The sequence below is a fragment of the Streptomyces sp. NPDC005878 genome, from assembly GCF_040629815.1.
GTDB lineage: Bacteria > Actinomycetota > Actinomycetes > Streptomycetales > Streptomycetaceae > Streptomyces.
Map to the genome: position 1 here is coordinate 96,082 of NZ_JBEXWK010000018.1, position 24,295 is coordinate 120,376.

The 24,295-nt window shown below is 74.6% G+C and carries 18 protein-coding genes and 1 pseudogene; 8 read left to right on the forward strand and 11 right to left on the reverse strand.

The features are described from left to right. Window positions 1–2 precede the first annotated feature (2 nt). Window positions 3–509 carry a GNAT family N-acetyltransferase gene (locus tag ABZ404_RS24760; protein WP_358831901.1) on the reverse strand — a complete coding sequence of 169 codons (507 nt, stop codon included), beginning with the start codon at window positions 507–509 and terminating at the stop codon, window positions 3–5. Between the two features lie 299 nt (window positions 510–808). Between ABZ404_RS24760 and ABZ404_RS24765 the strand changes: the two genes are divergently transcribed. Then, window positions 809–2,035: an aromatic acid exporter family protein gene (locus ABZ404_RS24765; protein WP_358831900.1), complete on the forward strand. Its 1,227-nt coding sequence runs from the start codon at window positions 809–811 to the stop codon at window positions 2,033–2,035. A gap of 443 nt (window positions 2,036–2,478) precedes the next feature. After that, on the forward strand, window positions 2,479–4,578 hold the full coding sequence (gene fusA, locus ABZ404_RS24770) for an elongation factor G (protein WP_358831899.1): 2,100 nt from the start codon (window positions 2,479–2,481) through the stop codon (window positions 4,576–4,578). 70 nt (window positions 4,579–4,648) lie between these two features. On the opposite strand, the pseudogene ABZ404_RS24775 reads toward fusA, so the two are convergent. The 7 genes and pseudogenes from ABZ404_RS24775 to ABZ404_RS24805 all read right to left on the reverse strand — a co-directional run. After that, window positions 4,649–5,068 (reverse strand): annotated as a pseudogene (locus ABZ404_RS24775) (peptidylprolyl isomerase); the annotation flags it as partial. A 454-nt stretch (window positions 5,069–5,522) separates the two neighbouring features. After that, window positions 5,523–6,461 (reverse strand): AraC family transcriptional regulator, encoded by a 939-nt coding sequence (locus tag ABZ404_RS24780; RefSeq protein ID WP_358831898.1) that lies wholly within the window; start codon window positions 6,459–6,461, stop codon window positions 5,523–5,525. Between the two features lie 35 nt (window positions 6,462–6,496). Beyond that, window positions 6,497–7,420: an NADP-dependent oxidoreductase gene (locus tag ABZ404_RS24785; RefSeq protein WP_358990880.1), complete on the reverse strand. Its 924-nt coding sequence runs from the start codon at window positions 7,418–7,420 to the stop codon at window positions 6,497–6,499. Between the two features lie 138 nt (window positions 7,421–7,558). After that, complete coding sequence (locus ABZ404_RS24790) at window positions 7,559–8,665, reverse strand: glycosyl hydrolase (protein ID WP_358990883.1); 1,107 nt, start codon at window positions 8,663–8,665, stop codon at window positions 7,559–7,561. After that, entirely contained in the window at window positions 8,662–10,410 is a 1,749-nt protein-coding gene (locus tag ABZ404_RS24795) for a glycosyltransferase family 2 protein (RefSeq protein WP_358837401.1), read from the reverse strand. Before ABZ404_RS24795 ends, ABZ404_RS24790 begins: the two co-directional genes overlap by 4 nt. A gap of 124 nt (window positions 10,411–10,534) precedes the next feature. Beyond that, window positions 10,535–12,511 (reverse strand): serine/threonine-protein kinase, encoded by a 1,977-nt coding sequence (locus ABZ404_RS24800; protein ID WP_358837400.1) that lies wholly within the window; start codon window positions 12,509–12,511, stop codon window positions 10,535–10,537. A gap of 61 nt (window positions 12,512–12,572) precedes the next feature. Next, window positions 12,573–12,878, reverse strand: a complete 306-nt coding sequence (locus ABZ404_RS24805) for a hypothetical protein (protein ID WP_358837399.1) — start codon at window positions 12,876–12,878, stop codon at window positions 12,573–12,575. Between the two features lie 278 nt (window positions 12,879–13,156). Here ABZ404_RS24805 and ABZ404_RS24810 point away from each other — a divergent pair, with 278 nt between their 5' ends. From ABZ404_RS24810 to ABZ404_RS24820, 3 genes are read left to right on the forward strand one after another with little or no spacing between them, the layout of a single operon-like run. Then, window positions 13,157–14,857: a reprolysin-like metallopeptidase gene (locus tag ABZ404_RS24810; protein WP_358990886.1), complete on the forward strand. Its 1,701-nt coding sequence runs from the start codon at window positions 13,157–13,159 to the stop codon at window positions 14,855–14,857. Between the two features lie 13 nt (window positions 14,858–14,870). Continuing rightward, window positions 14,871–15,503, forward strand: coding sequence for a superoxide dismutase family protein (locus ABZ404_RS24815; RefSeq protein ID WP_358836725.1), 633 nt, complete (start codon window positions 14,871–14,873; stop codon window positions 15,501–15,503). Continuing rightward, a complete protein-coding gene (locus ABZ404_RS24820) occupies window positions 15,496–15,747 on the forward strand; it encodes a DUF6225 family protein (RefSeq protein WP_358836726.1) in 252 nt (83 codons plus the stop codon). Before ABZ404_RS24815 ends, ABZ404_RS24820 begins: the two co-directional genes overlap by 8 nt. A 6-nt stretch (window positions 15,748–15,753) precedes the next feature. Here ABZ404_RS24820 and ABZ404_RS24825 read toward each other — a convergent pair whose 3' ends face one another. The 3 genes from ABZ404_RS24825 to thrC form a co-directional block, all read right to left on the reverse strand. Next, window positions 15,754–16,374, reverse strand: coding sequence for an L-threonylcarbamoyladenylate synthase (locus ABZ404_RS24825; protein ID WP_358836727.1), 621 nt, complete (start codon window positions 16,372–16,374; stop codon window positions 15,754–15,756). 150 nt (window positions 16,375–16,524) lie between these two features. Beyond that, window positions 16,525–17,424: an arginase family protein gene (locus ABZ404_RS24830; RefSeq protein WP_358836728.1), complete on the reverse strand. Its 900-nt coding sequence runs from the start codon at window positions 17,422–17,424 to the stop codon at window positions 16,525–16,527. Window positions 17,425–17,516: 92 nt separating this feature from the next. Further along, window positions 17,517–18,575: a threonine synthase gene (gene thrC, locus ABZ404_RS24835; RefSeq protein WP_358836731.1), complete on the reverse strand. Its 1,059-nt coding sequence runs from the start codon at window positions 18,573–18,575 to the stop codon at window positions 17,517–17,519. 120 nt (window positions 18,576–18,695) lie between these two features. Between thrC and ABZ404_RS24840 the strand changes: the two genes are divergently transcribed. The 3 genes from ABZ404_RS24840 (at window position 18,696) to ABZ404_RS24850 (ending at window position 24,110) form a co-directional block, all read left to right on the forward strand. After that, on the forward strand, window positions 18,696–19,532 hold the full coding sequence (locus tag ABZ404_RS24840) for a MurR/RpiR family transcriptional regulator (RefSeq protein ID WP_358836729.1): 837 nt from the start codon (window positions 18,696–18,698) through the stop codon (window positions 19,530–19,532). A 174-nt stretch (window positions 19,533–19,706) separates the two neighbouring features. Next, a complete protein-coding gene (locus ABZ404_RS24845; protein ID WP_358990888.1) occupies window positions 19,707–23,513 on the forward strand; it encodes a helix-turn-helix domain-containing protein in 3,807 nt (1,268 codons plus the stop codon). Window positions 23,514–23,726: 213 nt separating this feature from the next. Then, the gene (locus ABZ404_RS24850) at window positions 23,727–24,110 is read left to right on the forward strand and encodes a hypothetical protein (RefSeq protein WP_358834233.1); all 384 of its coding nucleotides are present in this window, start codon (window positions 23,727–23,729) and stop codon (window positions 24,108–24,110) included. Window positions 24,111–24,295: the final 185 nt, after the last annotated feature.

Below are 24,295 nucleotides of genomic sequence, written 5' to 3' on the forward strand. Positions count from 1 at the left end.
GATCACGGGAGCCTCGGCGACGCCTCGTCCTCCAGGCTCCGCTCGAAGCGCAGCCCCGGCCGGCCGCTCAGCTCGATCTCGCCGCAGGGCGTGAAGCCGGTGCGGGCCAGGACGGTCCGCGAGGCGGTGTTGTCGAGGGTGGTCCTGGCGCGCAGCCCCGTCAGACCGTACTCGGCGGCGGCCAGGGCGCAGGCCTCGCGCACGCCCGCCGTGGCCAGTCCGCGCCCGGCGGCGCGTTCGGCGACGCGGTAGCCCAGCTCGGCGCGGCCGTCGGCCACGTCCACCAGGTTGAACCGCCCCAGCACCTCGCCGTCGTCGTCCACCAGCAGGTGGAAGAAGTGCAGGCCCGCGGCCTGTTCGGTGAGCAACTCCGCGTGGCGTGCGGCGAAGTGGGTGAAGTAGTCGTCGCCCCGGTCCGGGATGGACATGGCGAAGTAGGCGCGGTTCTCCCGCTCGAACGCGAGCAGGGCCGCGGCGTGGCCGGGCCGCAGGAGCTGGAGTCGGGGCATGACCGGCATGGTACGCAGCGGGCCCAGCGGACGGCGATCGCCTTTCGGGCCCGCCGATCCCCTGCCTGGCCCTCGCCGCAGCCCGGTTGGTGGATCGGCCGCGCGCCGCGACGATGGTTTACCACTTTGTGGGAATCGTGCGGGGATCGTGGGAGCCGTCGTGTGAACCCGTCCCGCGCCGCCGAAGTCGGCTTCCGAAGCGGACCGGCTGGTCGGGTGATTCGGATCACCATGCCGTGGAAGCGGCGGATCACCGGACATCAGTGGTAGGGAAACCACGGAGAGGGAAGGTGCGGGAGGTGCTTGAGTTCACTGATCCCCTCATCCATCTCGCCCGCCGGCGCCGGGAACCCGCGGTGGTCCAGACCCTGCGCTCCACGGCGGCCGCCGTCATCTCCTACGTCGTGGCGCTCCAGCTCAGCAGCGAGCCGGCGCCGCTCACCGCCCCGCTCACGGCCCTTCTGGTCGTCCAGGTCACCCTCTACACCACCCTGATCACCGGGGTACGACGGGTGAACTCGGTGATCGCGGGTGTCCTGCTCGCCATCGGGTTCAGCGCGCTGGTGGGGCTGACCTGGTGGAGTCTCGGGCTCATCATCCTGGCGGCGCTGGTGATCGGGCGCTTCGTCAAGGCCGGGGAGTTCGTCCCGGAGGTCGCCATCAGCGCGATGCTCGTGCTCGGGGTGACCCGGGTGTCGGCGACCGCGTGGGACCGCGTCCTGGAGACCCTCATCGGCGCGGGCGTCGGGATGCTGTTCAACGTGCTGCTGGTGCCACCGGTGTGGGTGGAGTCCGCGGGTGAGGCCATCGAGGAGCTGGCGGCCCGGATGAAACGGCTCCTGATCGACCTCGCGGAGGAGGTGGGCGGGCACACCCCGGTCGCGCGGGCGGCGGCCCGCCTGCACGAGGCCCGCAAGCTCGACCACGACATCGTGCAGGTCGACGCCTCGCTGCGGCAGGCCGAGGACAGCCTGCGGTTCAACCCCCGGGTCAAGGAGGGGCTGCTGTCGCGCATCGTGCTGCGCACCGGCCTGGACGCGCTGGAGATCTCCGCGGTCGTGCTGCGGGTGGTGTGCCGGTCCGTCACCGACCTCGCCAAGGAACGCACCGAGGAACACCTCTTCGAGCCGGAGACGGGGATGGCCCTGCGGGACGTCTTCGAGCACATGGCCCAGGCCGTGGAGAGCTTCGCCGTACTGATCACTACGCAGGTCAGGGCGAACGCCGAGGAGGCCGAGAACCGCTTCGCCGACGAGCTGGCCGCGGCCCGCGCCAGCCGCGACCGGGTCGCGGTCCTGCTGCTCGACCAGGTCCGGCGCGACGCCCGGCAGTGGCAGCTGCACGGCGCGCTGCTCGCGGAGGTGGACCGGATCCTGGACGAACTCGACGTGGAGAAGCGCTCCCAGCGCCTGGTGGAGGAGCTCGACAAACACTCCCGCGAACGCCGTGAGCGCTATCGCCTCCTGGGCCGACTCCAACGCGGCCTGCGCCTGCGCGACGCGCGACGCGCAAACCGCGGGGTCTAGGGAGTTGCCCGATCGGCGGCGTCGGGGAGCGTCGGGCATCGGTGTGTGCGGGGAGTCGAGCCGCGCGGGAAATAATCCCGTGCCGACGCCCCGGCCGCCCTCCTACACTCACACCGAGGCCGCCACCGCGGGCCGCACACCGACGAGTTGAGGGGAGCACGGCATGGGCGAGTACCCCGCCGTCGTCGTCCCCCCGTCGCGGTACGACGTGATCCCGGTGTCTCTCTCCTCCCGGTGACCGCTGCGCGGCCGTCACCGGATGCCCGCGACGAACCCCTGACCCCGGCCCGCACGGGATGCCCTGCGTGGCGTCCCGGCCACGGTCCCGATCCCTCCCCGCCGCTCACGCCGCGTCAGGGATCCCCGCTGCCCGCGCCCAGGACCCGGGTCCCGTCCGGGAATCGCGCTGCCCAGACACACCGCATACCGAAAGGCCCCGGGCCGTGCGCACCAACCTCCGACCCCACTCCGCCCCCGCGCTGACCGCCGTACGCAATGTGGGTATCCTCGCCCACGTCGACGCCGGCAAGACCACCGTCACCGAACGCGTCCTGTACGCGACCGGCACCACCCACCGACGCGGCGAGGTCCACGACGGCACCACCGTCACCGACTTCGACCCGCAGGAGCGCGACCGCGGTATCACCATCTTCGCCGCGGCCGTGAGCTGCGACTGGGACGGCCACCGGATCAACCTCATCGACACACCAGGTCACGTCGACTTCGCCGACGAGGTGGAGCGCTCGCTGCGCGTACTGGACGGCGCCGTCGCCGTGTTCGACGCGGTCGCGGGCGTCGAGCCGCAGAGCGAGTCGGTGTGGCGGCAGGCCGACCGGCACCGGGTGCCCAGGATCGCGTTCGTCAACAAGCTGGACCGGGCGGGCGCCGATCTGGACACGGCGGTCGCTTCGATCCGGGACCGGCTGCACACCGTCCCGCTCGTCGTCCAGCTGCCCATCGGCAGGGAGGACGGCTTCACGGGCGTGGTCGACCTGGTGCGGATGCGCGCGCTCGTCTGGGCCGCGGGCGGTGAGGCGTACCGGGAGAGCCCGGTCCCCGACGAGCTGCGCGAGGAGGCGCTGCGCCGCCGCCGACTGCTGGAGGAGACCGTGGCGGAGCTCCATGCCACCGCCCTGGAGGAGTTCTGCGCCGCCACCGCGCTGCGGGACGACACCCTGACGGCGGTCCTGCGCGACCTCACGCACGAGGGCGGGGGCGTCGTGGTGCTGTGCGGCTCGGCCTACCGCGACCGGGGGATCGAGCCGCTGCTGGACGCCGTGGTGGCCTATCTGCCGTCCCCGCTGGACGTGCCGCCCGTACGGGGCACCCTGGACGGGGCGGAGGTGGAGCGGGCCGCCGATCCGGCCGCGCCCTTCGCCGGGCTGGTCTTCAAGGTGACCGCGACCCCCACGGGCCGCCTCACCTATGTGCGGGTGTACGCCGGAACCATCGAGAAGGGAGACACCGTGCTGGACGCCACGGGCGGCCGCACCGAGCGCGTGGGCCGCGTCCTGCGCGTACAGGCGGACCGGAACACCGACGTGGACCGGGCCCTGGCCGGGGATATCGTGGCCCTGGTCGGACCCAGGTCGGCCCGTCCGGGCGCCACGCTGTGCGCCCCGGACGCACCGGTGGTCTTCGAGCCGCCCTCCGTCGCGGCGCCCGTCGTGTCGGTGGCGGTCGAGGCCCGCCGGAGCCTGGACACGGACAAGCTGGCCACCGCGCTCGCGCACCTGGTGGAGGAGGACCCCTCGCTGGCCGTGCGGACCGATCCGGAGACCGGGCAGACGGTGCTGTCCGGGATGGGCGAGCTGCATCTGGAGGTCGCGGTGGAGAAGATCCGGCGCGCCCAGGGCCTGGAGCTCGGCGTCGGAAGGCCGCAGGTCGCCTACCGCGAGACGGTCGCCCGCGGGGTGAGCGGACTGCTGTACCGGCATGTCAAACAGGAGGGAGGAGCGGGCCAGTTCGCCCATGTCGTCCTCGACGTGGAGCCGCTGGACACCGCCGCCGGGGCCACCGGCGGTGGCGTGGAGGGCTTCGTGTTCCGCTCGGCCGTCACCGGCGGGCGGGTGCCGCAGGAGTACGTCCGCGCGGTCGAGGCAGGGTGGCGGGACGCGCTGGCCGAGGGGCCACTCGGCGGCCATCCGGTGACCGGGCTGCGGGTCACGCTCGCCGACGGGGCCACCCACTCCAAGGACTCCTCGGAGATGGCGTTCCGCACGGCGGGGCGGCTCGCGCTGCGCCAGGCCCTGCGGGCGAGCACGATGGTGCTCCTGGAACCGGTCATCGAGGTCACCGTCACGGTGCCGGACAGCGCGGTCGGCGCGGTCCTCGGTGATCTGGCGGCCCGGCGCGGCCGGGTCGGCGGATCGGTCGCCCGGGCGGGCACCGCGGTGGTCACCGCGACCGTACCGCTGGCCGAACTCTTCGGCTACGCCTCCCGTTTGCGCGGTCGCACCCGGGGCCGGGGCGCCTTCGCCACGCGGCCCGTGGGGTACGCCCCCGTCCCGGCCCAGGTGGCGGACGCCCTGCCGGCACGCTAGCGGCGCACGGTACGGCCCTGCCCGAGGGCGGGGCCGTACCCGCGTCGGCCCCGCCCCGGAGTGACCGCAGCTACTTGTTCTTGATCTGTACGCGCTTGATGTTCACCGGGAGCGTCGGGAACCCGTCGCCGGGCCCGTTCTGGTCGTCCTCGCCGCCCGCGGCGATCTTCTGCAACACGTCGAGTCCGGCCGTGACCTTCCCGAACGGTGTGTAGGCCGGGGAGAGTTTGGTGTCCTTCCAGACGAAGAAGAACTGGCTGCCGTTGGTGTTCGGCCCGGCGTTGGCCATCGCGACCGTACCGGCCGGGTAGGTGGCGCCGGTGAGGTTCTCGTCGGGGAAGGAGTAGCCGGGCCCGCCGCTTCCGGTGCCGGTCGGGTCGCCGCACTAGAGCACGAAGATCCGGGCCGTGGTGAGCCGGTGGCAGTGCGAGCGGTCGAAGTAGTCGCGCTGCGCGAGGAACTTGAAGGAGTACGTGGTGCACGGCGCCTTGTCCGTCAGCGCCCGGAAGGTGATGGCGCCCTGGCCGGTGCGGAGGGTCGCGCTGTACGGCCTGGCGGCCTTCACCGGGTCGAAGACCGGTATCCCCTTGAAGTTGTCCGCGGGCACGGCCGGCGTGTAGGTGCAGGCCGTGGGCGCGGGGACGGTGGGGGAGTCGGCTGCGGCCCGCGTCGCGGCGCCGAGCGGTAACAGGGCGGCAGCGGCGAGCAGGGCGTACGGCTTACGGAGCACGAGACGGGTCCCTTTCGGATCGGCACCGGACGGGCGTACCGGAGCCAGGGTGTGTCATGGCCGCCTCATCCTGCCCGCTGTGGCACGCGCCATGCGCGGGACCGGCCCCGGGACCGGTTCCGGGACCGGCCGACGCGCGGTCACGGCCGTATGACCGCGTGCGCCGCCGCATCCGGTGCCGTGAAAGCCCGGTGCTCCCCGGGGCGTTGGCGGGTCAGGCCGCCCTCGCTCGGCGGCGGTATCCGCCGGGCGCCAGGCCGTACTCCCGCTTGAACGCCTTGGCGAAGGCGAACTCCGACCCGTAACCGGCGCGCGCCGCGACCGAGGTGAGCGGGGCGTCGCTCTCGCGCAGCAGGCGCGCCGCCGTCGTCATGCGCCAGCGCGTCAGATACGCCATCGGGGGCTCGCCCACCAGGGCGGCGAACCGCCGGGCGAACGCGGCCCGGGACAGCCCGGCCCGCTCGGCCAGCGACTCCACCGACCACGGCGCCGAGGGGTCCTCGTGGATGGCCGACAGAGCCGGTGCGACTGCCGGGTCGCCGAGGGCCGCGGCCCAGCCCCGGGCGGAGGCCGCGGGCTGCTCCTCCAGCCAGGCCCGCAGGATGTAGAGCAGCAGGGAGTCGATGAGTGTGGGCACGATGCCGTCGGAGCCGATGCGCGGGTTCTCCAGCTCGGAGCCGAGGAGCTGGACGGCTGCGCTCAGTTCGGGGTGGCGGCCGTGCCGCGTCCGCAGATGGATCACCTCGGGAAGCTGGCGCACCAAGGGGTGCGCGCGGCCCTGGTCGAGGTGGTAGTTGCCGCACAGCAGACGCGTCTCGGGGCCCCCGGCACCGACCGTGACCGAGCCGATGGGCGAACTCTGCGCGCACTGCTCGGCCCTGGCCTCCTCCGCCACCGTCGTGGGGTGGTCGGCGAGGATGTGGCCGCGCCCGTCCCGCAGGAACACCACGTCGCCGGGGCTCAGCGGGATCGGTTCGAGACGCGGCGGCGCGTCCTCCAGCGGCACCAGCCAGCACGTCCCGTACAGGACCACGTGGAACCCGGCGCCCGCGACGGGCGGCAGACGCAGGCCCCAGGGGGCGTGGCCGTTGGTTCGTACGGATGTCGGGTGTCCCGTGCGCATCGAGGCCAGCGCCTCGGTCAGGATGTCCATACGGCCCCGCCCCTCTCCTCCACGGCCCTCCCCGGTCAGACCGTCAGGACAATCTTGCCCTGGACCCGCCCCGAGCCGACCAGTTCGTGGGCCTTGGCCACCTCCGCCAGCGGAAAGGTCTCCTCGACGTGGGGACGGATCCGGCCCGCGTCCACGAGTTCGGCGATCGCCTCCAGCGCCGCCCGGTCCGGCTCGACCGACACGCCCGCGAAGCGCCGTCCGGCCGCCTCCACGCGCGCGGCCACCTGCGTGTCGTGGTGTTCCAGGATGCTGATCAGCACACCGCCGGGGCGCACCGCGGCGACGGAGAGGTCGGACTGCGCCGTGGAGTCGAGGAGGATGTCGACCGGCTCCACGGCCTCGGTGAAGTCGGTGGTGCGGTAGTCGATGACCTCGTCGGCCCCGAGGCCGCGCAGGAAGTCGTGGCGGGCCGCGCTCGCCAGGGCGGTCACCAGGGCGCCGCGCGCCTTCGCGATCTGCACCGCGAAGTGCCCCACCCCGCCGGCCGCGCGCTGGATCAGCACCCGGTCGCCCGCCTTGACGCCCGCCTCGCGCACCAGCCCCTGCCAGGCGGTGAGGGCCGCGAGCGGAACGGCGGCGGCGTGCACGTGGTCGAGGGAGGCGGGCTTGCGGGCCATGTGGCCGGCGGGCACGGCCACGTACTCGGCGTATCCGCCCGCCGTGCGGGGGAAGAGCGGCATCCCGTACACCTCGTCGCCCACCGCGAACCCGGCGCCGGGGCCGGCCTCCGCGACCACACCGGAGACGTCCCAGCCCACCCCGAACGGGGGCTCGCCGAGCAGCGGGAAGGCACCGGCCCTGACGGCCACGTCCACGGGGTTGATCGCCATGGCGTGGACCTCGACGAGTATCTCGCCGGCCCGCGGTACGGGCCGGTCGGTCTCGACGATCTCCAGGACCTCGGGGCCGCCGACGGACTTCTGGATGACTGCGCGCACGGTAACTCTCCCTGAGTCGGGTTCTGCTGCTTGATGTCCTCAACCCTAGGAAGATCGAACGAGCCGCAGAATGGCCTTCCGTCTCGCTTGTATGTCCCAGCGTCTCGCCGCCCGGTGGTCGCGGTGGGGATCGTCGGTTCAGCGCAGCCGGGGCGCGCCGCCCGGCTCCCACCGCTGCTGGTACCGGGCGGCCGAGGCGCCCGCGGCGAAGGCGGCCGACGCCGCGGGGGAGGTGCCCACACGCCAGTCGATCTCCTTCACCGCCTGGTACCAGATGACACCGATGACATCGCGGTGGCGGGGCAGCGCGCGGAACATCCCGGTGATCCACTCGGCCTTGCGCCCGGCCGCGTCGGTGGCGCCCACCTCGGTGATGACCAGCGGCTTGCGGGTGAAGCGGCGCAGCTCCTTGAGGGAGGGAGTGAACAGGGCCTCGAAGGACTGGTAGTTCTCCTTGCCCGTGGTGCCGTAGTACCCGGACAGCCCCACCCAGTCCACATAGGCGTCCCCCGGGTAGAGGCGCCGCAGCGGGGTGGAGTTGGTGTAGCTGATGTTGGGGCTCCACACCCACACCGCGTTGTGCGCGCCCGCCGCGTCGAAGATCCGGTGGACGTGGCGCCACGCCTCGACGTACTCGCCGCGGCCGTTGTCGTTGGACTGCTCGCACCACGGGTACCAGTAGCCGTTCATCTCGTGGGCGAGGCGGATCGCCACGGGGTAGCCGAGCGAGGCGACCCCGCGCGCCCAGGAGCGTACGTACGCGTCGAAGTCGCCGTCGACGATCCGCGACAGGCGGTACGCGGGCTGCTCGCCGCGCAGCTTCGGCTCCTCGGCCTCCTCGCGGTGGTCCCACGGCTCCCAGGCGACCATCGGCATCATGCCCCGCGCGGCCACCCGGTCCAGGGCCTTCGCGTCGAAGCGGTCGTGCGCCCAGTCCGCCGAGAACTCGAAGACCTGCGGCCGGTGCCGGGTCCCGCGGGCGAAGTCGGCCGCCTCGGTGAAGTCATGGGTGCCCTGGGAGGTGAAGACACCCAGGAACGCCTTTCCGGGGGCCGGGAAGGGCGTCGTGGCGCGGCGGGCCGCCTCGGCGCCGGGCAGCCGGGTGGTCGGCGGCAGCACGGCGTCGGCGCGGGCCGCCGCGGCGCGCCGGCCCCGGTCCGCGACGTCCGGCGCGACCTGGAAGGTGTACCAGCACAGGACGACGGCGCAGAGCAGCACGAGCACCCTCGGCGCGGTGACCCTCACCGCTCGGCCCTCGCCGTGCGCAGCCGGGCGGAGAGGCCGTCGGCCAGGGCGAGGAGCGGTGGCGCCGAACCCGCCGCCAGACACAGCAGCGTCCACACCCGCATGCCCGTGTAGTCGTGGTGGTGGACGAAACTGACCACCAGCAGCCCCCCGGCCAGCAGCGCCCACAGCAGATGCAGCCGGAACGTGCGCGGCGACTCCGAGCTGCGCAGCTCGCCCTTGGCGGTGACGACGTACGCGAGGGGGCGGCGCAGCAGGGCGTTGACCGCGGCGGCGATGTACACGGGCCCGGCGAACAGGGTCAGCAGGATTCCCGCCGTGCCGATCTCGCGCCGCTCGTGCTCGGCGAGGTGGAACCGGCGCAGCCACAGCCACAGCCCGAACGACCCGGCCATGCCCGCCGACCAGAGCAGGAACCAGGGCAGGCCCGGCAGGTGGATCGACTCCACCCCGAGCAGCATGTACAACGCCGTGGCGAGGGTGCCGAGCGCCAGGTTCACGGCGATGCTCGGGTAGTAGAACTGCACCAGGTCGTACAGCAGGCGCTGGCGGGGCCGGAGACGGATGCCGTTCCGGAGGCGGGGGTTGAGCTTGATCTCCCAGATGCCGTACGCCCAGCGCTTCTGCTGGTTGAAGTAGTCGGTCCAGGTCGTGGGGCCCTCGCCCACGGCCACCACGTCCGGGGTGTAGACGCCCCTCCAGCCGTTGCCGGTGGCGGGGTTGAGCGTGCCGTGGACGCGCATGCTCGTCAGATGGTCCTCGATGATCGAGTCCTGGTACCCGCCGATCTGCCGCCAGGCCGCCACCCGGTAGAGGTGGTTGGTGCCGATCAGCAACGGGGCGTCCAGACCGTTCCCGCCGCGCTCGACGATGCTGCTGAAGAGGTACTGCTGCACGGAGGCGCCGTGGGCGACCCAGTTGTCGTACGCGTTGCCGTAGACCTGGGGGGCGACGACGAACGCGGTGTCGGGGTCGTGGAAGTAGCCCAGGGTCCGCTCAAGGAAGCACGGCAGCGGAACGTGGTCCGGGTCCATCTGCGCCACCACGTCGTACCGGTCCTCGTGCTCGGCGCGCCACGCGTTGTGGTTCCCGGACTTGGTGCGGGCGCGGAACGGGCCCGAGGGCCGGTTGTACTCGGGGCGGTTCCTGCGGCTGAAGTGGTGGACGCCCAGCCACGCGGCCATCTGCCGGACCGCCGGGTCGTCGCCCTCGTCCAGGATCCACACGTCCACCGCGCACTCCCAGCGCTCCACCTCCAGCATCGCGCGCAAGGTGCGCTGCACGACGGCGAGCGGCTCCTTGGCGGGCACGATCGTCGTCAGCAGGGCGACCCGCAGCCTGGCGGGCGGGGTCATGGGGATGGGGTCGCGGGCCCGGAACGCGAACACCCAGATCGCCACCGCCTGCACGACCTTGATCGCCTCGACCGCGATGACCAGGCAGAACCCGATCCGGGCCAGACACAGCCCGCAGCCGCCGAGCCCCGTCACCCCGGGCCCCGGCACATGCTCGGGCAGGAGCAGCCAGCCGATGAAGGCGAGGTCGGCGAGCGCGGTCGCGGCGACCAGCGCCGTGAGCGAGATCCGGTCACCGGTGCGCAGGACGGAGAGGTACGCCACCACCCCGCGCGGGTTCGCCAGCGGGCCGCAGCCCCGGGCCGCGCGCCGGTACTCCATGACGGCCCGCGCGTTGCGGCGGGCCCTCTTCTCGGCCCGCGCGGCCGGCCGGGATGCGTATCCTGACATGTCCCCCCTTGCTGACCGACACCATCGCGGCGGTGTGAACAGGCCGTTACTTGCGGTGAGTAGGACAGTCGTCACCCGGTGTCCGGTTCCCGCCCCTCGGCGTGGCCGGGTGGTGGGGCGCGCGTCAGAGGCGCACGGCGTACAGCGCGCTGTCGGCACAGCCGAAGTACACCGTGTCCTCGGTGGCGGTGGGGGCGTGCACCGGGGCGGGGGCGAGATGGCTCCAGAGCGGGCGGCCCGTGGCCGCGTCCAGCGCGTAGAGCCTGCTGTCGTCGCTGCCCACGTACACCGCGCCGCCGGCCACCGCCGGGGCGTGCACGTCACCCGCCGCCGCAAACGTCCAGCGGGCCCTGCCCGTGGTGGCCTCCAGTGCGGACAAACGCTTGCCGCCTCCCACGTACACCAGGTCCCGCGCGACCGCGGGCCCGGCGCCGACCGACGCGCCCGGGAAGCGCCAGACCTGCTGTCCGCTGTCCGCGCCGACCGCGTACAGGCCGCCGTCGGTGCTGCCGAAGTAAACCAGGCCGCCCGCGACGACCGGGACGCCGGAGACGGCGCCGCGCGTGGGGAACGCCCACCGCTTCTCGCCGGTGGCCGCGTCCACCGCGTACAGACGGGTGTCGCTGCTCCCCACGTACACCGTCTCGCCCGACACGGTGGGGGAGTGCGTGTCGTTGCCCGCGGTGAAGGCCCAGCGGCGCTCGCCGGTGGCCACGTCCACGGCGTGGAGGCGGTGGTCGGCGCTGCCGACGTAGGCCACACCACCGGTCACCACCGGCGTGTGGACGATGCCCCCGGTGCTGTACCGCCAGCGGATCGCGCCCGAGCGCGCGTCGAAGGCGTACAGGACGCGGTCGTCGCCGCCCAGATAGACGGTGCCGCCCAGAACGGCGGGCGCGGAGCCGATGGCGCCGCCGGTGGTGTACGCCCAACCGCGGCGCCCGTCCGCCGCGTTCAGCGCGTAGAGCGTGCCGTCGTTGCTGGCCGCGTAGACCAGGTCGCCCGCCACTCTCGGATACGACAGGACCGTGCCGGTGGTCGCGAAGCGCCAGCGCGTCGTCCCCGCCCCCGGCGCGCCGCCGTGCGACAGCGCCCAGCCGGCCGCGGCCGCGCCACCGGCCGCCAGCACGCCGGCAGCCGAGTACAGCACCCGCCGACGATCCACCGGAGGCCCGGGCGGCGGGACCGCGGGGACGGGTGGCCCGAACACCGAGGTGGGGGTGGGCGGGAGGGCCGGCGCCGTGTCCTCGCCCTGCCAGGGCTCGGGCAGCCAACCCGGCGCGAGCAGCTCTCCCGGCGGGCGTCCGCCGGTCAGGGCGTGCATCAGCGCGGGCAGCTCCGGGCGGTCGGCGGCCTTCTTCGCCAGGCACCGGCCGACCAGCTCGCGCAACTTTGGGGGCACCGCCTGGAGATCGGGCTCCTCGTTCACCACCCGGTACAGCAGCGCGGGCACCGACGCCTCCCCGAACGGGCTGGTGCCCGTCGCCGCGTACGCCAGCACCGAGCCCAGCGAGAACACGTCGGTCGACGGCTCGACCCGCAGCCCCTGGATCTGCTCGGGCGACATATAGCCCGGCGAGCCGATCGTGGTGCCGGTCAGGGTGAGGCCGCTGTGCTCGCAGAGCCGGGAGATCCCGAAGTCGATGACGCGCGGGCCGTCCTGGGCGAGGAGGACGTTGGCGGGTTTGAGGTCGCGGTGGATGAGGGAGGCGCCGTGGATCGCGGTGAGCGCCTCCACCAGCGCCGCCCCGAGCGCCCGGACCGAGCGCTCGGGGAACGGCCCGCTCTTCTGCACCGCCCGCTGGAGCGAGGGGCCCGGGATATAAGCCGTGGCCAGCCACGGCCGGGGCCCCTCGGGGTCGGCGTCGACCACCCCGGCCGTGAAGAAGCCGCTCACGGCACGGGAGGCGATGACCTCGCGGGCGAACCGCTGCCGGAAGGCCGGTTCCTGGACGTACTCCGGCCGGATGACCTTGACCGCGACCTTCCGGCCCGCGGGGGAGTACCCGAGGTAGACCCGGCCCATGCCGCCGCTGCCCAGCCGGGCGACCAGCCGGTACGGCCCCACGGCGGCCGGGTCGTCGGACTCCAACGGCTCCAAGGCGCCCCCCGGGTCCCCTCCTGGACGTCACCACGTCGCTCGTCGCACAGCGTAGCGCCGCTCAGGCGGCGCCGCCGACCCCCGGAGCCACGAACCGGCGGTGCAGCGGCAGCAGTTGGGTGTCCGGCTGACCGGTGATGCCGGCCTTCTCGACGGCGGGCGCGAGCCGTTCGCCGAAGAACCGTTCGAAGTCCTCCTGCGACTCCCAGACATCGGTGACGCACAGGGCACCCGCGTCGAACCACGCCACGTGCAGACAGGCGCCGTCGGGCGCCCGCTCCTCCCACCCCACGGCCTCACGCACCGCGTCGTACTGCTCCGGGGTCACCTCGGCCCAGCTCAGCGACAGGCAACGGCCATCGCCCACCCCTCTCCCCAAGTGCCCGCCCTCGTGGACCGGGCGGGGCAATTCTCGCCGCGGGGGTCCGTTTCCGGACACCCCTGCCGAGGGCGTGCGGCAGCGTACGGGAGCACGTACGGAAACCGGCACGCCCCTGGGCCGGCCGTGCGGCCGTCACCCGGACGGCGGCTCCGGACGTTCCCGGCGGAGCCGGCGCCACCCGTCCAGCGGCGGTCGGCGCGCCACGGCGCCGGGCGGGCGCGAGCCTGGGGCTGTAGCCCGTCGACCCCTGCCCAGGAGAACCCGTGCCCTCTCCCCGACGTCTGCTCCGCGGCGCGCTCGCGGCCGCCGTCCTCGCGCCGGCCCTGCCCGCCGTGACGGCCGCCGCCGAGGGCCCCGCGCCCGGGACGGTCCGGACGAGCCGGGTGGAGTGGGCCGATGGGGCCTTCCGCTCCCTCTGCGGCACCCGGCGGGGCTCCGCGCCCGACCGCCGCACCTTCCGGTTCTTCGAGGAGGCGGGGATCGAGGCGGTGGCCTCGCGCATCTCGCGCGACCCGCAGGGGACCGTGCTGTGGACCGGCCACCTCACGGACCACCCCGACCGGCCCGTGACCCTCGCCGTCGATGGGGCGTGCGGCCAGGGCCCGCCGAGGGTGGCCGGGGAGGTGCATCTGGGCAGCAGGCGGTACGTGATCGACGCCGACCGGGCGGGCACCTCCACCGTGCGCGAGCTGACCTACGCGGGGACGGCGCCCCCGCACGACGACGTCGTACGGGTCCAGGCACCGCGCGACACCCGGCCCGCGCACCTGCCGCCCCCGGCCCGGCGGCCGGGGCGTGACGCGCGGGCCGCCGTCACCGCCCCCGTCATCGACCTGCTCATCGGCTACACCCCGCACACCGTCAGCAGCACCGAGGGCGGGGCACAGGCCCTCGACCTGAAGGTGAAGGCCGCGGTCGCGGGCGCCAACGCCGCCTACTCCGAGAGCACCGTCACCGCCCGGCTCAACCTGCTGGGCACCTTCACCACCAAGGAGTGGCCGGGCGACGACAGCGACGCCGAGGGCATCACCTATGCCCTGTCGGACCCCGGGGACCCGCGCTACGCGGGCGCGTTCGCCACCGACGCGCGCAAGCAGCGGGACGCCAGGGGCGCGGACCTGCTGCACGTGCTCACCCAGTTCACCCCCCGGCCCGGCGCCGTCTACACCGCCGGAACGGCCAACACCCCCGCGCTGCCCCGGACCGGTTCCGGTGGCGCGGCCGGCAGCGCGGGCGAGGCCTTCGGCGCCCAGCAGGCCGACACCCTCGGCACCTACCACCTCGCCCACGAGGTCGGGCACAACTTCGGCCTCAACCACGACTACGTCACCGACCCGGTCGACCGCTCCGACCCCCGCTACCGGCCCGTCAACCTCAACCCGTACTACCCCGACAACCACGGCCACCTGCCCGCCGACCGCAGCTGGACGGACATCATGGGATACACCCTGTCGTGCGCGGACGCGGCCAGGTGCGAGACGAAGCTGTGGTTCTCCAACCCCCGCCAGACGTACGGGAACACGCCCCGGGGTGTGCCGCTGGGGCAGCCACGGCCCGCCGACTGCGTGCGCGTCATGAACCTCACCGGCCCGGTCCTCGCCAACTACCGCACCCCGCCCGCCCCCAAGGCCCCGGCCGCCCGGTACGCGCTCACCGCCGCTCCGGACGACCCCGCCCACGGCACCGTCACGGTGGCCGCGACCGGTCTGTTCGACAAGGGCGACCAGGTCACCGTGGCCGCCGCACCCAAGGCGGGCTACCGCCTCGACCACTGGACCGTGGACGGCGGGATCCAGCCCACCACCGCGGCGGCCGAGCTCACGGTCACCATGGACGGCGACCACTATGTGACGGCCCGGTTCGTCCCGGCGGCGGCGACCACGACCCGGCGTCCCGCGAGCCCCGCCCGGACCGTGGTGGGCGGCACCCCGAGCGCGTCCCCCGACTCCACCCCCACCGACTGAACGGACCCCTCCCATGCACCTCCGGCAGACCCTCGGCGCCGCCTCGGCCGCCGCCGCGCTCACCCTCTCCGTCGCCGCGCAGCCCGCGGCCGCCGACAACGTGGCGGTGGCGGTGGCCACCGGTTTCGCGGCGGCCACCGGCTCCCCGGCCGGCCGGGCGGTGACGTACGTTCCCACGTGGGTGCCGGTGGGCTCCCTGGTCGCCGTCGGTGAGTCCGCGGACGACACCATGAGCCGCTTCGAACTGAGCCTCAGGGGCGTCCTGCCCAACCACACCTACGGCGCCCATGTGCACCGGTTGCCGTGCGGCGCCAACCCCGACGACTCGGGCCCCCACTACCAGAACCAGCCCGACCCCGTTCAGCCCTCCACCGACCCCGCGTACGCCAACCCCCGCAACGAGGTGTGGCTCGACCTGACCACCGACGCCCGGGGTGACGGGAAGTCCACGGCGCAGGTCCCCTGGCGTATCCGGCCGGGCGAGGCGAACTCGCTGGTCATCCACGAGAAGGCCACGGCCACCGGCCCGGGCCAGGCGGGGACCGCGGGGGCGCGGCTCGCCTGTGTCAACGTGCGCTTCGCGCCCGTTTCCGGCGCGGTGACACGGCCCGGCCCACCCGCGCCGCTAGCCTCGCTCCATGACTGACACCTTTGAGCACAACCCCCGGGTGTGGACCGCGGCGCGTCTGCGCGAGGCCCTCCAGGGGCTGCCGGACGACACCCCCATCCACGTCGGTGTCGCGGACGGGCCGGGCGACTTCGACGGGTACAGCGAGTACGCGCTGGTCGACCTGGAGCCCGTCGAGAAGGACGACGACGCGCACGGCGGTGTGGAGTACACCCTCTTCGCGGACTTCAAGGCCGGCCAGTACCACTTCGACCTGGACTGATCCGGGCTACTCGAAGCGCGAGGTGTCGCCCGCCCCGCGGCGGACGATCTCGGCCTCGCCGCCGGAGAAGTCGATGACGGTGGTCGGCTCGGTGCCGCACTCGCCGGAGTCGATCACGGCGTCCACCACGTGGTCGAGCGCCTCCTTGATCTCCCAGCCCTGGGTCATCGGCTCATCCTCGTCGGGCAGGAGCAGGGTGCTGGAGAGCAGCGGTTCGCCCAGGTCGGCGAGGAGCGCCTGGGTGACGGTGTGGTCCGGGATGCGCACCCCGACGGTCTTCTTCTTGGGGTGCAGCAGCTGACGTGGCACCTCCCGGGTCGCGGGCAGGATGAAGGTGTAACTGCCCGGCGTCGCCGACTTGATGGCCCGGAACACGTCGTTGTCGATCTGCACGAACTGGCCGAGCTGCGCGAACGTCTCGCACACCAGGGTGAAGTGGTGCCGGTCGTCGAGCCGGCGGATCGACCGGATCCGGTCGATGCCGTCCCGGTTGCCGAGCTGGCATCCCAGGGCGTAGCAGGAGTCCGTCGGGTACGCCACGAGCGCGCCGGAGCGGATGCTGTCGGTGATGCTGCTGATGGTGCGCCGCTGCGGATTGTCGGGGTGCACGTCGAAGTACTTCGCCATCCGCCGAGTCTACGGGGCGGGCCCGAGGAGTTCCCGGGGCGCCCGTTCACTCGTCGGTGTGGCGGATCCGGGCGGGACGCCGGACCGGGCGGCCGGCGCCGGCAGGCCCGGTGGACGGCGCGCCGACGGCCTGCCGCGTCCGCGCGCAGCTCAGGGGCGGGGCCCGAGGGCACCGACCACCAGGTCCGCGAGGAGGCGGCCCGCCGTGCCGTCCGGGTCGAGATCGGGGTCGTAGATCGTGAGGTTGAAGCCCACACACCGCTCCGAGCCGACCAGCGCGCCGAGGAGTGGCGTGAGCTCGCCGGGCATCAGCCCGCCGGGGTCGGGGCTGTCGACGGCGGGCATCACCTCCGGGTCGAGGACGTCGGCGTCCAGATGCACCCAGAACCCGTCGAGGACGTCCGTCTCCAGGGACCGGCGCACCGAGGCGCCGATCTCCGCCGGGCCCCACTGCCTGATCTCCCCGACCGTCGCCGTCGGGATCCTCAGTCCGGCGAACTCCGCGAGGTCCTCGTCACCGTCCCGCAGACCCAGGATCCGGACGTCCTCGTCGCGTACGTACGGGCGCAGCCCTTCCAGGTCGGTCAGGTCGGTTTGGCCGCGCCCGGTGCCCAGGGCCAGTTCCTCGCCGCCGGCCGCGCCGATCCGGTCGGAGTTGCCGGGGTGGCGGAAGTCCGCGGAGCCGTCGACGACCACCAGCCCGTAGCGGCCGGTGCGGCGCAGCGCCAGTGAGGCGCCCAGCTGGATCGAGCAGTCGCCGCCGAGCACCACGGGGAAGTCGCCGGCCCGGACGTGGTGTTCGACGCGGTCGGCGAGCTTGCGCGTGTACGAGGCGATGGCGGCGGCGTTGAAGACGCCGTCGCCCTCCTGCCATTCGCCCCGGTCGTAGCGCGGCGGGACCACCACACCGCCCTCGTACGCGCCGAGCCGCCGCACGATGCCGAACTCCCGCATAGCACCCGCGAGTTTGTAGCAGCCGGGGACCGTGCCCGGGGCGGGTGGACGCAGGCCGAGGTTGGACGGGGCGTCGATGACCACGAGACGTCGCATGCCCGCCATCCTCACCGAGGACGGCCCGGTGATCAACGGGTATACGGGGTGAGCGACCTTCTGCCCGCGGGCCCCCGGGCACGCCCCCGGGGTCAGGACTCCAGGTGCAGGGCCCGCGCCACGTCCGCCGTACGGGCCGAGGACGTGGTGGACTCGTAGCCGCCGCGCATCGACGCGTCCGGGTCCTTGAGGCCGTTGCCGGTGACGGTGACCACCACGCGCTGCCCGGCGTCGAGGCGGCCCGCCCGGTGCTCGGCGAGGAGCCCCGCGATGCCGGCCGCCGAGGCGGGCTCGACGAAGACGCCCTCGTGGCGGGCGACGAGGCGGTACGCGTCGAGGATCTGCTCGTCGCCGACGGCGCCGATGAGGCCCCCGGAGCCGTCGCGTGCGGCGATGGCGCCGGTCCACGAGGCGGGGTTGCCGATGCGGATCGCGGTGGCCACCGTCTCCGGCTCGGCCACCACTTCGCCGTGCACCAGCGGCGCGGCGCCCGCCGCCTGGAAGCCCCACAGCCGGGGCCTGCCGGTGGCGAGTCCCGCGGTGGCGTACGCCTCGTACCCCCGCCAGGCGGCGGTGATGTTCCCCGCGTTGCCGACCGGCAGGCAGTGGATGTCGGGAGCGTCGCCCAGCGCGTCCACGACCTCGAAGGCGACGGTCTGCTGGCCCGCAAGACGGTGGTCGTTGACCGAGTTCACCAGCGCGACCGGGTGGTGCTCGGCCAGTTCGCGGGCGATGCGCAGACAGTCGTCGAAGGAACCGGTCACCTCGACGATCTCGGCGCCGTAGCGGACGGCCTGGGCGAGCTTGCCGAGCGCGATGTGCCCGCGCGGGACGAGGACGGCGGCGCCGATGCCGGCGCGGGCCGCGTACGCGGCGGCCGAGGCGCTGGTGTTGCCGGTCGAGGCGCACACCACCGTCCGCGCGCCGGCCTCCACGGCCTTGCTGACCGCGACGGTCATGCCCCGGTCCTTGAAGGAACCGGTGGGGTTGGCGCCCTCCACCTTCAGCCACACGTCGCAGCCGGTCAGCGCCGACAGATGGGTGGCCGGGACGAGCGGCGTGTTGCCCTCGTGGAGCGAGACCACCGGTGTGGTGTCCGTGACGGGGAGCCAGGCGCGGTAGCCGGCGATGAGACCGCGCCAGGGGCGGATCCGTACGGAGGTGCTTGCGGAGGGGCGCTCGTCTATAGTCACGAACGTTACTCTAACCCGAGAGAATCAGTGGTTGCGTAACAATCGTTTCTTCATCGGCGACGGCGGCGGGGGAGTGGCATGGCGGACGACGACGAAGTGGCGGCCCGGCTCGGGGCGGTCTATCCGGAGCTGCCGCGCGGGGAGCAGGCCATCGTGCGCGTCCTGCTCGACGACTATCCGTTCGCGGCCCTGGGCTCGCTGCGCTCCCTGGCGGACCGGGCGAAGGTCAGCCCGCCGACCGCCTCCCGGCTCTTCGCCCGGCTCGGCTGGTCCGGCTTCGCCGAGTTCCAGGCCGCGGTGCGCGCCGAGGGCCGTGAGCACGACCGCTCCCGGCTGCGCGAGTTCGTGGCCACCGCGCCGGACGGCCCGCGCCGCGCGGCCGAGCAGCTGCGGGCCGGTCTCGACGCCACGGTCGCCGCGGCCGGCGAGCCCCTGCTCGCCCGGATCGCCGCCCTCCTCGCCCAGGCGCGCGGGGTGTGGGGGATGGGCGGCCCCCTCAGCGAACTCGCCGCCGACTACCTGGTCCGCCAGCTGGCCAGTCTGCGCCCGGGCGTGCGCCGCGTCCCGGACGGGGCCGCCGAGCGCGCCCGGGTCCTGCTCGACCTCGGCCCCGGCGACCTGGTCGTCGCGTACGACTTCCGCCGCTACAGCGACAGCACCGCCCGCTTCGTCCGCGCGGCGCGGGCGCGCGGGGTGCGGCTCGTACTGGTCACCGACGCCTGGGAGTCCCCGCTGGCCGCGCAGGCCGAGGTGCTGCTGCGGCTCCCGCGCGACGCGGCGGGCCCCATCGCCCCGCTCACCCACGAGATCGCGGTGACCGAGCTGATCCTGGTCGCGACCGTCCCGCTGCTCACCGAGTCGGCCGGGCGCCTGGAGGGCCTCGACGCCCTGACGGCGGAGCTCGGCCAGGACTGAACGGGTCCGCAGCGGGGCGGCCGCGGCCCGGGGGATCCGGCCGGCGCGGTTCCGGTGTCGCCGCCGTCGCGGAGGCCGTCGCGGGGGCCCGCATCCCGTGCGGCCCCGGAGTCCGCCGGGCGCTCCTGCCTCCCGTGAGGCTTACGTCCCGTCGGTCACGGAAAGGAACGGCTCGTGCCGACGAACGACGAGAGGGCCGGTGAGTTCGCCGCCGAGCTGCGGCGGCTCAGGAGCCTGCGCGGGATGTCCCTCACCGAGCTCGCCCGCTCGGTCCACTACAGCAAGGGCTACCTCAGCAAGATCGAGAACGGGGGAAAGCCCCCGACCCCCGACGTCGCCCGGCGCTGCGACGCCGTGCTCGACGCGGGCGGGGTCCTCACCCGGCTCGTCCCGGACCCGCCGCCCGCTCCGAAGACCCCCGCCGGGCCGTCCGCCACCTCCGGCGTCCCCGCGGCCCGCTCGGGCGAAGGCGGGTGCGACCCGGAGTGGGCGCCTTGCCCCTTCCGGGGGCTCGCCGCCTACGGGCCGCAGGACGCCGAGTGGTTCTTCGGCCGGGACGCCGCCACGGCCGAGCTGGTGGGGCGCCTCGCCGAGCGCGTCGGCCACGGCCCTCTCGCCGTGGTCGCGCCCTCGGGCGCGGGCAAGTCCTCGCTGCTCCAGGCCGGACTGCTGCCCGCGCTGCGGCGCGGCGCCCTCCCGGTCGCCGGGTCCGCCGCCTGGCCCGCCGTGGTGTGCACCCCGACCGCGCACCCGCTCAAGGAACTGGTGCGCTGCGCCGCGGACCGGCTGGGCCGCGCGGGCGACGGCCTCACCCCCGAGGCGCTGACCGCACGGCCGCGGGCTCTGCTGGACGCGGCCCGCGACGCCGACGGCCGGCCCGGACTGGTGCTCGTGGTCGACCAGTTCGAGGAGCTCTTCACCCTCTGCGCCGACGAGGACGAACGCCGCGCCTTCGTCACCGTCCTGCACACCCTGGCCTCGGACACCGGGGCGCCCACGGCCGAGGCGGCCGTCGTCCTGGGCGTGCGCGCCGACTTCTTCGGGCCCTGCCTCGACCACCCCGAACTCGCCGAGGCGTTCACCCACGGCCTGTTCGCCCTCGCCCCCATGTCCGACGCCGAGCTGCGCGCCGCCGTCACGGGCCCCACCGAACGGGCCGGCCTCACCCTGGAGGCGGGCCTGGCCGAGCTGCTGCTGCGCGACCTGCGCTCCGGCCCGGCCGCCTCGCCGGGCTCGCTGCCGCTCCTCGGCCACGCCCTGCTGGCGACCTGGCAGCAGCGCTCGGGCCGGGTGCTGACGGTCGCGGGGTACGAGACGACCGGCGGGATCCACGGGGCCGTGGCCCGCACCGCCGAATCCGTGTTCAGCCGCCTCGATCCGGCGGAGCAGCGGATGGCGCACCAGCTGCTCGTCCGCTTGGTGCAGGTCGGCGAAGGCGCCGCCGCCCAGACCCGCCGCCCCCTCGAACGCGCCCTGATCCCCGGCCAGTCGGCGGACCCGGAGGCCGCCGCGCGCGCCCTCGACGCGTTCGTCCGGGCGCGCCTGGTCACCGCGGGCGCCCAGAGCGTGGAGATCACCCACGAGGCGCTGCTGCACGCCTGGCCCCGGCTGCGCGGCTGGATCGAGAGCGACCGCGCCGCCCTCGTCCAGCGCCAGCAGCTCGCGGACACCGCCGTGGAGTGGGCGCGCGCCGGCCGCGACCCCGGCCTGCTGTACCGGGGCGCCCGGCTCGACGCGGTCCGCGACTGGGACCGCCGGCCCGGGGGCGGGGACCCGCTGGGGGAGCGGGAGGCCGCGTTCGTGGCGGCCTGCCTCGCCGAGGAGGAGCGCGGCCGGCGGGCGGCCCGCCGCCACGTCCGGGTCCGCCGCACCCTGCTCGGCGCGCTCGCGGCCCTGCTCGCCGTCGCCGTGGCGGCGGGCGCGGTGGCCTTCGGCCAGCGTTCCGACGCGTACCGGGAGCGGCGCACCGCCCAGTCGCAGGCGATGGCGGTACGGTCCGAGGCGCTGGCCGAGGGGCGCCCCGAGGCGTCCATGCTGCTGGCCGCCGCGGCCTACCGGACGGCCTCCACCCCCGAGTCGCGCGGCGCCCTGCTCAGCACCCAGGCCCAGTACTTCGACGGACGCCTGACCGGCCATCAAGGAGCCGTGAACGGCGTCGCGTTCAGCCCGGACGGGCGCCTGCTCGCCTCCGGCGGGGCGGACGGCACCGTACGGATCTGGGACACCGCCCGCCACCGGGAGACGGCCACGCTCACGGGGCACGACGGCCCGGTCACCGCCGTGGCCTTCGCGCCCGGCGGCCACCGGCTGGCGACGGCGGGTACGGACGGCTCGGTCCGTCTGTGGGACGTGCCCGCGCGCCGGATGACCGCGATGCTGACCGGCCATCGCGGAGCCGTGCGCGCCATCGCGTTCGCGCCGGACGGACGCACGCTCGTCTCCGGCGGCGCCGACCGCACGGTACGGCTGTGGAACACCGCCGACGGCACGGCCCGCGCGGTGCTCACCGGGCACGGCGACGCGGTGATGGCGGTCGCCTGCGCCCCGGACGGACGGACGGTCGCCTCGGCGGGCGCCGACCGTACGGTCCGGCTGTGGGACACCGCCGACGGCCTGGCCCGCGCGGTCCTCACCGGCCACACCGACCAGGTGCTGGGACTGGCCTTCGCGCCGGACGGCCGCACCCTGGCGTCCGGCGGCGCCGACCGCACCGTACGGCTGTGGGACCCGGAGGACGGCACGGCGCGCGCGGTGCTCACCGGGCACGGCGACGACGTGAACGCGGTGGTCTTCAGCCGCGCGGGGGACACCCTCGCCAGCGCGGGCGGAGACGGCACGGTCCGGCTGTGGGACCCGGTGAACCGCCGGGTGGCGGCGGTGCTCTCGGGCCACACCGACTATGTGCTGTCCCTCGCGGCGGGCCCCGACGGGCGCCTGGCGAGCGGCGGGTTCGACCAGTCGGTGGTGGTGTGGGACCCGGCCGGACCGGCGCTGACCGCCCGGCCGTTCACCGAGGCGTGGCAGTCGGCCTTCTCCCCGGACGGACGGCTGCTGGCCGCGGCGGCGGCCGATCACACGGTACGGCTGTGGGAGGTGGCCCGGCGCCGCCCGCTCCCGCCGCTCACCGGGCACGACGGATCGGTGTTCGCCGTCGCCTTCTCGCCCGACGGCAGACTGCTGGCCTCGGCGGGCGCCGACCGCACGGTCCGGCTCTGGGACGTGGCCCGCCGCCGGCTCCTCACCACGCTGACCGGCCACGCCGGTTCGGTCTTCGCCGTCGCCTTCGCCCCGGACGGCCGCACCCTGGCGTCCGGGAGCGCCGACCGTACGGTACGGCTGTGGCGCGCCGCCGACGGCGCGCCCCTGGCGGTCCTGCGCGGCCACACGGACTTCGTCAACGCGGTCGCCTTCGCCCCCGACGGGCGCGCCCTCGCCACCGGCAGCGACGACCTGACGGTCCGGCTGTGGGACCCGGTGGGACACACGGCGGGCCGGATCCTGCGCGGCCACACCGGCTCGGTGCGCGGGGTGGCGTTCTCACCCGACGGCCGCACCCTGGCCGGCGGCGGCAACGACGGCACCGTCCGTCTCTGGGACACCCGGCGCGGCGCCGCGCTCCGCACGCTCACCGGGCACAGCGGCCCGGTGCGCGCGGTGGCCTTCAGCCCGGACGGGACCGTCCTCGCGAGCAGCGGCGGCGACCGGACCGTACGGCTGTGGCAGCCCGGCCCGGGGCGGCTCGTCGCCACCCTGAGCGGCCACACGGGCGCCGTATGGGGCGTGGTCTTCGCGCCCGGCGCGCGAGGCGGGCCGCGGACCCTGGCGAGCAGCAGCAACGACGGCACGGTCCGGCTGTGGACCACCGACGTACGGGCGCGCCGGGCCCAGGTCTGCCGCCTTCTCGGCGACCCGGGTCCACGCGACTGGGCGCGGCTGCTGCCCGGGCTGCCCTACGAACGCGTCTGCGGGCCGGACGGCTGACGGCGGGCCCGGCAACGGGCGCTGTTTCCCGGGGTGTTTCCCGTTTCACGTCGGCGCGGGCGACGGCCGGCTCCTCGACAGGGGCTCCCGGCGACGGCCAGGCTCGAACCCGTCCAGGCCGCGGCGGACGCCACCCCCACCTCGCACGAGCGTCGCTCCACGCGGCCCGGGACACGCGCAGCACTCACGACGCGAACAAGGAGCACGCACACCATGAACGTACGCGACAAGCTCGCCCTGATGGCGTCCGCCACCGTCCTCGCGACCGGCCTCACCGCCGCCGTCCCGGCCGTGGCCGCCGCACCCGCCAAGGCCGCCAAGCCGGCCGCCGAGTGCGGGGTGCGCTCGGACGGACGGCTGTACTGCGGCAACAAGGCGGGTGCGAAGGGCTATGCGGACCGTTCGTACCGCTCGGCCACCCGCGGGCAGCTGAACGGGACCTTCAGCTGGTTCCAGTGCTGGGGCCACGGCGACCCGCACCCGGGCCAGAACGACATCTGGTACTGGACGCAGCTCGACAACGGCGCCTGGGGCAATGTGCCCGCGGTGGACGTGAACACGGGCCAGGACCCGGCCCCCGGTCTGCGCCAGTGCTGACCGCTCGCCGGTAAGTGACACCGCGGCCGCTCGCCGACTCTCCCCGGCGGGCGGCCGCGGCGCGTCCGGACGCCGGGCACCCACCGCCCGGGCCCGGGAAACGGGGGCGTGGACAGGTCGAAGGGGACGACTCCGTCGACGGCGAGGACGGCCACGGCGTGCACGGCGCCAACCTTGGAAGAGTC